Source organism: Rhizobium sp. S96 (genome assembly GCF_030382195.1).
Classification (GTDB): Bacteria; Pseudomonadota; Alphaproteobacteria; order Rhizobiales; family Rhizobiaceae; genus Rhizobium.
On the sequence record NZ_JAUDRY010000017.1, the window covers coordinates 73,624 to 82,561 of the forward strand.

The 8,938-nt window shown below is 60.8% G+C and carries 7 protein-coding genes and 1 pseudogene; 2 read left to right on the forward strand and 6 right to left on the reverse strand.

The features are described 5' to 3' along the window. Positions 1-20: 20 nt before the first annotated feature. The 6 genes from QTL94_RS19395 to QTL94_RS19420 form a co-directional block, all read right to left on the reverse strand. Complete coding sequence (locus QTL94_RS19395) at positions 21-1,199, reverse strand: acetate/propionate family kinase (protein ID WP_289802930.1); 1,179 nt, start codon at positions 1,197-1,199, stop codon at positions 21-23. A 3-nt stretch (positions 1,200-1,202) separates the two neighbouring features. Continuing rightward, a complete protein-coding gene (locus QTL94_RS19400; protein ID WP_065692583.1) occupies positions 1,203-2,159 on the reverse strand; it encodes a phosphate acetyltransferase in 957 nt (318 codons plus the stop codon). Next, positions 2,156-4,417: a DUF3141 domain-containing protein gene (locus QTL94_RS19405; protein WP_502944158.1), complete on the reverse strand. Its 2,262-nt coding sequence runs from the start codon at positions 4,415-4,417 to the stop codon at positions 2,156-2,158. The genes QTL94_RS19400 and QTL94_RS19405 overlap by 4 nt, the downstream gene beginning before the upstream one ends. A 233-nt stretch (positions 4,418-4,650) precedes the next feature. Beyond that, positions 4,651-5,586: a DUF2950 family protein gene (locus QTL94_RS19410; protein WP_289802931.1), complete on the reverse strand. Its 936-nt coding sequence runs from the start codon at positions 5,584-5,586 to the stop codon at positions 4,651-4,653. A gap of 28 nt (positions 5,587-5,614) precedes the next feature. After that, a complete protein-coding gene (locus QTL94_RS19415) occupies positions 5,615-7,036 on the reverse strand; it encodes a DUF3300 domain-containing protein (RefSeq protein ID WP_289802932.1) in 1,422 nt (473 codons plus the stop codon). Between the two features lie 287 nt (positions 7,037-7,323). Continuing rightward, positions 7,324-7,989, reverse strand: coding sequence for a MarC family protein (locus QTL94_RS19420; RefSeq protein WP_289802933.1), 666 nt, complete (start codon positions 7,987-7,989; stop codon positions 7,324-7,326). 335 nt (positions 7,990-8,324) lie between these two features. Here QTL94_RS19420 and QTL94_RS19425 point away from each other — a divergent pair. Both QTL94_RS19425 and QTL94_RS19430 read left to right on the forward strand, forming a co-directional pair. After that, positions 8,325-8,435, forward strand: a pseudogene (locus tag QTL94_RS19425) (OmpA family protein); the annotation flags it as partial. Between the two features lie 22 nt (positions 8,436-8,457). Further along, complete coding sequence (locus tag QTL94_RS19430; RefSeq protein ID WP_289802934.1) at positions 8,458-8,826, forward strand: SpoIIAA family protein; 369 nt, start codon at positions 8,458-8,460, stop codon at positions 8,824-8,826. Positions 8,827-8,938 lie beyond the last annotated feature (112 nt).

Consider the following 8,938-nt stretch of genomic DNA (forward strand, 5'->3'; position numbering starts at 1 on the left):
TGCATCTCCTTAAAGGCCGGTCAGGATGTCCTGATGAGTGCGAGCGTATGGCGTGCGATCATCAGCTCTTCGTCGGTCGGCAGGACGTAGAGACGAACGCGGCTCGCCGGTGTCGATATGACCGTTTCGCCGGCCTCGTTCGCCGCAGGATCAAGTTCGGCGCCGAGCCAGGCGAGACGCTCGCTGATGCGAGCGCGGATCGGGGCGGAATTTTCGCCGACGCCGGCTGTAAACACGAAGGCATCCAGTCCCCCCAACGCCGCCGCGAGCATGCCGGCGCTGAGCGCGCAGCGATGGACGAAGTGATCGATCGCGAAGGCCGCACGCGGATCGCTGCTCGCGAGAAGTTCACGCATATCGCCCGAAATGCCGGAAAGTCCCTTCAGGCCCGACGACCTGTAGAGGAGGTCCGTCACCTCGGCCACGCTCATGCCGTTCTGATCGATCAGGTAGAGCACAACGCCGGGATCCATCTGCCCGGGCCGCGTGCTCATCGGCAAACCATCCAGCGCGGTGAACCCCATCGTCGTCTCGAGGCTCTTGGCCTCCTTCAGCGCGCACATGGATGCGCCGCTACCGAGATGGGCAACCACGACGCTCCCACTTGCGACGTCTGGCGCGACCTCCGTCAGCCTCTCGGCGATGTACTCATAGGACAGGCCATGGAAGCCGTATCGTCGCACCCCATGTTCGTAATAGCTCGCCGGCAAGGCATAGCAGTCGGTGTGGGCGGCGTGGCCGCGATGAAACGCCGTATCAAAACAGGCGACCTGCGGAACGTCGGCATTGATCTCCATGGCAAGGCGAATCGGCGCCAGATTGTTGGGCTGGTGCAGCGGCGCGAGCTCCTGAAAGGTGGCGAGGGTATCCAGGATGTCGTGGTCGATCAAAATCGGCTTAGCGTAGTCGGGGCCGCCGTGGACAACGCGATGGCCGATCGCCTTGAGCGCAAAGCCCTCGAGGGTCATCAGCCAAGCGCGCGTTTCGGCAATCGCATCCGGCAGGTGATCGACCGCTTCCGGCGCATAGCGGCGGTCAACGAGAACCTCGCCGTCCGCACCTTTCGCCACAAGGCGCGGCTTCGTCCCGATACCGTCCATCTGGCCGCGAATGCAGCGCCTGAGGCCCGTGCCGGTGATCTCGAAGATCTGAAACTTGAGGCTCGATGACCCCGCATTGACAACGAGAATTGCGTCCATGCGTCAGGCCACCACTTGCGCGACGCGCCGCTGGGCCGCCGCAAAGAGGGTTGCGACAGCGCACGAGGCCAGACGGCTGCGCACTGTGTCGGCTCGGGAGGTCAGGACAATCGGTACACGAGCTCCAAGAACGATACCCGCTGCATCCGCGTGCGACAGGAAGGTGAGGTTCTTGGCTAGCATGTTTCCTGCCTCGAGATCGGGCACAACGATGATCTGCGCCCGGCCGGCGACAGGCGACGTCAGCCCCTTGATGCTTGCCGCTTCCGGACTGATCGCATTGTCGAATGCAAGCGGGCCGTCGAGAACGGCGCCGGTGATCTGGCCGCGTTCGGCCATCTTGCAGAGCGCTGCAGCGTCGATCGTCGAAGGGATCTTTGTCGTAACCGTTTCCACCGCCGAGACGATCGCCACCCGCGGTTCGCCCAGCCCGATCGCCGTCCAGAGATCGATCGCATTCTGAACGATGTCACGTTTGGCGTCGAGATTTGGGAAGATATTGATGGCGGCATCAGTGATGAAGAGCGTGTCGGCGTAGCCGGGTACGTCCATGACGAAGACATGGCTGATACGGCGTTCCGTGCGCAGCCCGGTGGCTGATGCGGTGACCTCACGCATCAGCTCATCGGTGTGCAGGCTGCCCTTCATCAGGAGTTCGCCCTTACCCTCACGTATCAAAGCGACCGCCTGCGCGGCCGCTCCGTGGCTGTGCGGAGCATCGACGATCTCGTGCCCCTTCAGATCGAGCCCTTTTTCCGCCGCCACCTCGCGGATCTTGGCGGATGGGCCAACCAGCACGGGGACGATCAGGCCGCTTTCGGCAGCATCGAGCGCTCCCCGCAGCGAGGTTTCGTCGCAAGGATGTGCAACGACCGTCACGGCCGGCACGACCTGTCGTGCGGTGGCGATCAGGCGGTCGTATTTGGAAATGCTCGGCGCAGCCGTGGTGAGATCGATCAATGGGGAGCCCCTTCTCTTCTGCCTGGATGCGTTGGTACCCGGACGGGCTTGCCGCCGGCAGCCTTGACCAGCGCGGCGCTTTCGGGATCGGACTTAGCGATATCGAAGAATGCAGCCACGCGATCCAACCGCTCGGCTGCCTCGCCGTCGAGCGCCCCGGACGATTCCAGCACCTCACGCAGCATGTCGAAGGCCTTGCGGCGCTCGTCCGCATCTGGCGGCAGGAGTGACGGGATTGCCGCAAGGGCTGCCGCCTCGTCGATCAGCAGCATGAAATACTGCTCGCGCACCAGCGCCTTGAACTCGGCGAGCGTCAACTGGCTTGCCGCCGGCTGGCTGCGCCTTATTCTGCGAATGGCTTCGAAACCGCGCTCGTCAGCACTGCCCCGCGCCATGCCGACATACACCATCGATCGCGCAAGGCCCTCCAGCAGACCACCTTCTGCGATCTTCGCTTTCAACGCCGCAACACGGGTTTTCAGTAGCGCGCCGCTCAGGAGACTTTTCGGCGCCTTGCGTGGCGGGCGACTGGAATTCGGATCGATCCCTAGGGCAGTCTGCAGGGGAGTAGAACCGTAGACCGCGCGGAACGTCTCCTCCGCCAGCCGTTCCGACAGGATCCGCCAGCTTTCAAGGCCATCGACAATCTGTTCCGACAGCTTCTCCTGTATGGAAAGAAGCGGATTGTCGGACGCAACAGGACGACGGTTCTTGCGGACATAGTCAGCTGCATTCTCGACCCATGCCATCATCGGATTGCGCGGACCGAACATTTCATAGCTGAGGCGCAACGGGTGGAGATGGCGGCTCATTTCGGCAAACTGCGGGGTGACCGCAGCCTGGATCGCCGGCTGTGCGAGAACGCGGTAATTCGCCAGATTGATCTCCGAAAGCCGCGCGGCCGCGGCGAAGCGATGCTCGTCTTCAATATCGTTGCCGCCAAGGGCGCGAATATCATCCAGAGTGCGCGCTTCACAGCGCATGATCCACTGGCCGTTGACCAGTTCCGGGCGGTCGATGGCATCGCCGACAGGCTCGAGAACCGCTTCGTAGAGACCGGGAGGCAGCACATCGATAAGGTCGATGTTCGAGGCGAACTCGTCGTGTTCCTTGCGCGCCACGCCGGCCGAAACGAAGATGCCGAGATGGCCGATTTTCTCATGGACGGTGTAGACGATGGTCTGCCCGAGAGAGCGTATCTCGTCCACGCTGTCGTAGAGGTCGAGGATCCAACCCAATGCCTGCTGCGGCGGCGTGATGTTGTCCCCCTTCGAGCAGAAGACCAGGATTGGCGAGCGGATGTTACGCAGATCGACCGCCGTCCCGTCGGACGTCCGGATCTCGCCGGCGGCGAGCTTGTTGCCGACGAACAGTTCATCGACGATGAACTGCATCTCTTCGGCATTGAGCATGACGTGCCCACCCCACCAGCGCTCGAAACCGAGATAGCGCTCGGCCTCTGTATCGACCTTGGAATAGAGGTTGTATTGCTTGCTCCAGAGCGTGTTGGCCGGGTTCTGGTTCTCGAAGTTCTGCACCAGCCACGCTCCGTCGAACTTGCCGGCACCGAGGTCGCCGGTCAGCGCCGTCAGCCAGCTTCCACCGAGAAGGCCGCCGGAATAGCGCATCGGATACTGCCCTTCGACGCCCGCCCAGTAGGAAAGCGGGGTGCCGGCAATGATGATCGGCCCGAACAGCTCCGGACGCAGTGCGGCAAGCATCATCACAGCCCAGCCCGCCTGGCAGTTGCCGATGACGCACGGCTTTCCATCGGCATTGGGATGGCGCGCGATCACCTTTTCCAGGAACGTCGCTTCCGCGTGAACGATATCCTCGATCGTCTGGCCCGGCACCGGTTCCGGCAGGAACCCGATGAAATAGCACGGATGACCTGCCTTCATCGCAACGCCGATCTCGCTGTCGGCTTTGAACCCGCCTATTCCAGGCCCATGGCCGGCCCGCGGATCGACGACGACAAACGGCCGCTTCCCCTGGTCGATGACGACGCCCGAAGGCGGGATGATATGGGCAAGAAGGTAGTTGACGGGCCGCTCCAGCCGACGACCGTCGCAGACAAGCTCCGCATCATAGTCCAGCACATGAGGAGCACTAAGCGCGGCCTGCTCCTCATACTGAGCGCCGCGTCGTCTCATCACATCAAGGTAGAGCACGGACCGTTGCCATGCATCGGTCCAGTATGCGGTGACGGGGTTGGAGAACATCAGGGTGTTCGTGATGTTGGCGAGATCGGACATCATGTCCACTCCTCTGTGGGTACGGGAGTTATGCCTGGCAGAACCAGGCGCGATCATCTTGACCGTCATCTGACGGTTGGCATGCCGGTGCACGAAAGGCAGATTTGGCGCATCCTGTGATGCGCACCCAAACTAGGGCAGAGTAGCGCTCCAGCGTTTCATTTGCATGACACCACCGGCCGCACCTATGCGACCGGAAAACTGGCGTCGCGTCAAGATAGCCGGTGGCGATATGCCTAGTCGGTCACGAGCTCCCAGCTCGAGTCGGGATTAAACTCCCTGATGGCGGCGGCCTTTTCTTCGGTCCGCTCACCCAGATCTCGCTGGTAGACGATACCAGCATTGTTGACGAGGAAGGTCTGAACGCCGGTGACGCGATACTTGACCGGCCAGGCGATCAGCGCAAAGCCACCCGTCATGTTCTTGTTGACGATGTAGCTCTGCTTGCCTCCCAGCACGTTGTCACCTTGGCCCGTCAGGATCCGATAGTGATAGCCGTAGTACCCCTCACCCTGCTTCGCGCGGCCAAGGGCAGCCGTCTCGATCAGCTTTCCGGCGGGACTATCGACATCAAAGGTGCCCGGCGGCCAGTACAGGCCGTCGCGTTTACCCGGGCTGCTGATCAGCTTCTGGGCAAACTCGTAGACGCCATCTTCATCCTGGTCCTCTTTCGCATATTCGTACTGCGCAGCAACGTAGTCATGCATCGTCTGGATCGTCTGAAGTTCGTTCGCTCCAACGCGCCGATTGACGATTTCCTGCAATCCCACCTGCGTGTCGAAAGCCCACTTGCCGTCCTTCAGCTGCGATAGCGGGAAAGGCAGCGGCCACAGAGCCTTGCCGATCAGGACAATCTTCCGCCCTGAAAGGTCCTGCAGCTGCAACTCCCGGTCGGCGCCGGCGCGGATAAGCGCGTAGGTCGCCATCGCGTCGCTGTTGGCGCCGAGCTTGCTGGCGTCCAGACCGAGCAGATTGGCAAAGCCAGCTTTGTCGTCGGCACTGAGCACCGACTTCAGACGCTCTAGCGCATCCGATGGATTGTCGAATGACGGTGGCGTTCCGCCGACGAATTCCGACAAATTGGTCTGCAGCTGCGATACAGCAGGGTAAGCCGGCAACAGGGTGAGCGCCATTCCCAGCGCCAGTGGGATCAATCGCAACTCTCGTCTCATGATCTATCTCCGGTTATCTGACAGCCAACTATCGTCTTCCGCCGCCGCCGCGGCCGCCACCACCACCTCGGCCACCACCGCCGCCGCCGTGGGGTCTTGGACGTGGCCGACTGGCGTGCGAGCCACCGCCGCCGCGCGGCGCACCCATGCTCTGCCCACCGCGATGACCGCCACCCATGCTCTGCCCGCCCCGCTTGGAGGCAACCGCCTCACGGCGACCGGATTGTACGTTGCCGAGTGCATTCGGCTGGCGAGATCTGTTGTCAGGCCGAGCCGCCATCTTTGGTGCGTTGGCCTTCTTGTTGGTCTTCGCCGCAGGACGATTGTTGCCGGCCGCCGGACGCGTTTCAGGTCGTGCGCCGGCATTGGGCCGGTTGGCGGCCGCGTTTCCTGCCTTGGATTTTGGGCCCGCCTTCAGGCCTTCGGCCGTGCTCTTGCGGATGTCCTGGGCGCGCGGGCCTGCATCACGTGTCGAGGGCCCGCGAGCCTGCCCCTCGCCGATCTTGTTCTTCAGCTGGTTGCGGTTATCGCCCTGCAAGCCGGATTTGATCGCCGACCGGTCCAGGTTGTTGATCTGGTCACGGCCGATATTCAACTTGCTTCGATCGACCTTGCTCCAGTCGACATCATTCAACTTGATCTTGCCGTTGAAGTTGCGATCGTTGAAGCAGTTGTTGCAGTCGATATCGACGTCGCCGCCCCAGTTGCCGCCCCAGACCCCCCAGTCATCCCAATTCACGATTGCGGCCCATGCGGCGCCGGTCACGGCACCGGCGAAGAATGCCGCGCCGGGATAGTAATAGCTGTCGTAGGAACTCGGATAATACGAGATAGGCGCCGCCTGATAGCTATCCTCGTAGAGCATTTCCGGCGGGTATTGGGGGATATAGACCTTCTCGGGGTTTGTCGGACGAATGACGATGTTTTCGTTTTCGTTGACGATGGTCACCTTGTCGTCGGTCTTGATGATGTTCTTGGCGACCGCCTCGTCACGAAGCTGCTGGATGGCAATCAGCACGTCCTTCTGCTGGTTGGTCAGAGCATCGGCGAGCGACTGCGTCCAATCGAGGTCATCGCTCATCATCTTGACGATGTCGGGATAGTTGAGGAGGGAAATGACGCTGCCGTCCCAATCCGCCTTGGGCTTGAGATCGGTCTTTTTTTCCTTCGCCTCTAGAAAGCGCTGCGCCTCCACGATCTGCAGCGGGAAGAGCGACGCAGCAGAAATCGCCGCGACAAGCTCATCCGGATAGAGCGCAATACGCGCGACCAGAACCTCGAGCTCGTCCTCTGAAAGGAGGTCAGGTGTTTCCACGGTGGTCGCTGCCGCAGCTGCCGGAGCCGACGCCGGGGTAGCCGTCTGCGAATAGGCCACGGGACCAGGATATATCCAAATCAATGACAGGGCCGACAACCCGGCCAGCAGCCTGAAGGATCTTGCTCTCAGCATGCGTCGACCTCCTTGCATCACAGACGTTAGGAATTTATCGCGTTGCGTATTCAGCTGTGTCTGAGCACCCCAAGCAACGCGACCTTCGGCCCCTCCGCCTCATGTCGATGTCGCATGTCAGGGCTGTCGTTCCAGCCGCATCAGAAGCCGCACTCTATTACAGCGACCCGGCCATGGGGCGTAACTTACGTGAGGCTACACTACGGAGGCAGTAAGGCGGGTCATCGACCCACTCATGCGGCAAGCCCTCGCGCTTAGAAGAAAGCTCGTCCGCCGCAGCGGGATGCCTAGCCGGCGGAAAGCGTGGATCTCAGCAGGTCGTTGGCACCTGACCAAAGGATCTGCAGACCGAGGCAGAACAGGATGAACGCGGACAGGCGCACCGCGATGTCGGTTCCGCCGCGGCCAAGGAGCCGCTGGATGCGATCCGCATAGGAAAAGCAAAGCAGGATCGTCAGGGACAGCACAAAAAGGGCGAGAAGGCTTGCCAAGACGAATATGATCCTGTGCGCAGGACTGGTAACCGTCGCCTCCGAAAGCCCGATGCTGATCACGATTGCGATCGATCCCGGTCCTGTCGTCAACGGCAGTGTCAGCGGATAGAAGGATTGATCGAGCAAATCGACCCGAGAGGTATCGCCTGCCGGGTCATCCAGTTCCTTGCGGCTTCCTTCATTGAGAAGCTTCCATCCAGCCACGGCGACGATGATCCCACCGGCAACGCGCAGGATAGGCACCGAAATCCCATAAAACTGCAAGATGAGAGCGCCGAGCAGAAATGAGCAAGTGAGCAGTATAAGCGAATTTAACGCGATGCGCCGTGCGAGCGTGGCACGTAGCTCGGGTGTTGCCCCGCGGGTCAATCCGAGAAAGACAAGCGCCGAGCCCGGTGGGTTGACGACCGGAAACACGGAGGCCAGCACCAGCACGAATGTGTTGATCGCCGCGTACATTCAGAGGTGCCAATACCGAAAGAAGGCGCAACCGTATTGAGGTTCCATGCTTTCAAAACGATCGACAGCTCGGGTCACATCGGTCAATTTCGTCCTCTCGCCTTCTGCCGTAGGGGTGAAAGCTTGCCTACCGAGAACGGGCCTCCGGTGCGACGCCATGCAGAATTGGCGCGGAACACCGTCAGGTCCGGCTATGGACCGCGACGCTATACGGCCTCCGGCCGCTTCTGCAATCGCCGCCATGTACTTTACCGTAATATACGCCTCGTCCGCGCCGTTCTGTGCATGTTCATCGCGGCGTTAGCTCGACATCCAATCTTCCGCCAATGGTGCTCGAGATCAATTTCGAAAATGACGCCGCCGCCATCCAACCGAAATTTTACCGGACATTGGGTTTGCTGGCGGATGCACTGCATCATCCCAACCGGTGGGACTACAGTTTTCTGGCTGGAAAAGGAGCGATGGCAAATGATAAGCGTTGAGACAACGAGTAACAGCAGCATTCTGATCATTACACCACAAGGCCCACTCGAGCGGCAGGATTTCGAGACGATCGGGAAGGAATTCGACCAAGCCATTGTGTCGAGCGGCAAGGTGACCGGTCTCATGATCAAGATGAAGTCGTTTCCCGGTTGGGAAAACTTCGAGGCGATTGCCACCCACCTGAGTTTTGTCGCCGGTCATCACCGATTGATAGAACGGATCGCTGTCGCGACCGATAACAGCTTCCTGAAGCTCGTCCCGGGCTTGGCCAGCTATTTTGTTCACCCCAAGATTCAGGTTTTCGACCTCAGTGAAACGGAGCAAGCGATCTTCTGGCTTGAAACGGGACGTTGATAAACCCTAACGCAAACAGCCCCTTGCGGGGTTTATTGAGTGTGTGTTCGTCTTGATTGGAAAGTTGGTTGCGGGGGCAGGATTTGAACCTGCGGCCTTCAGGTTATGGTCC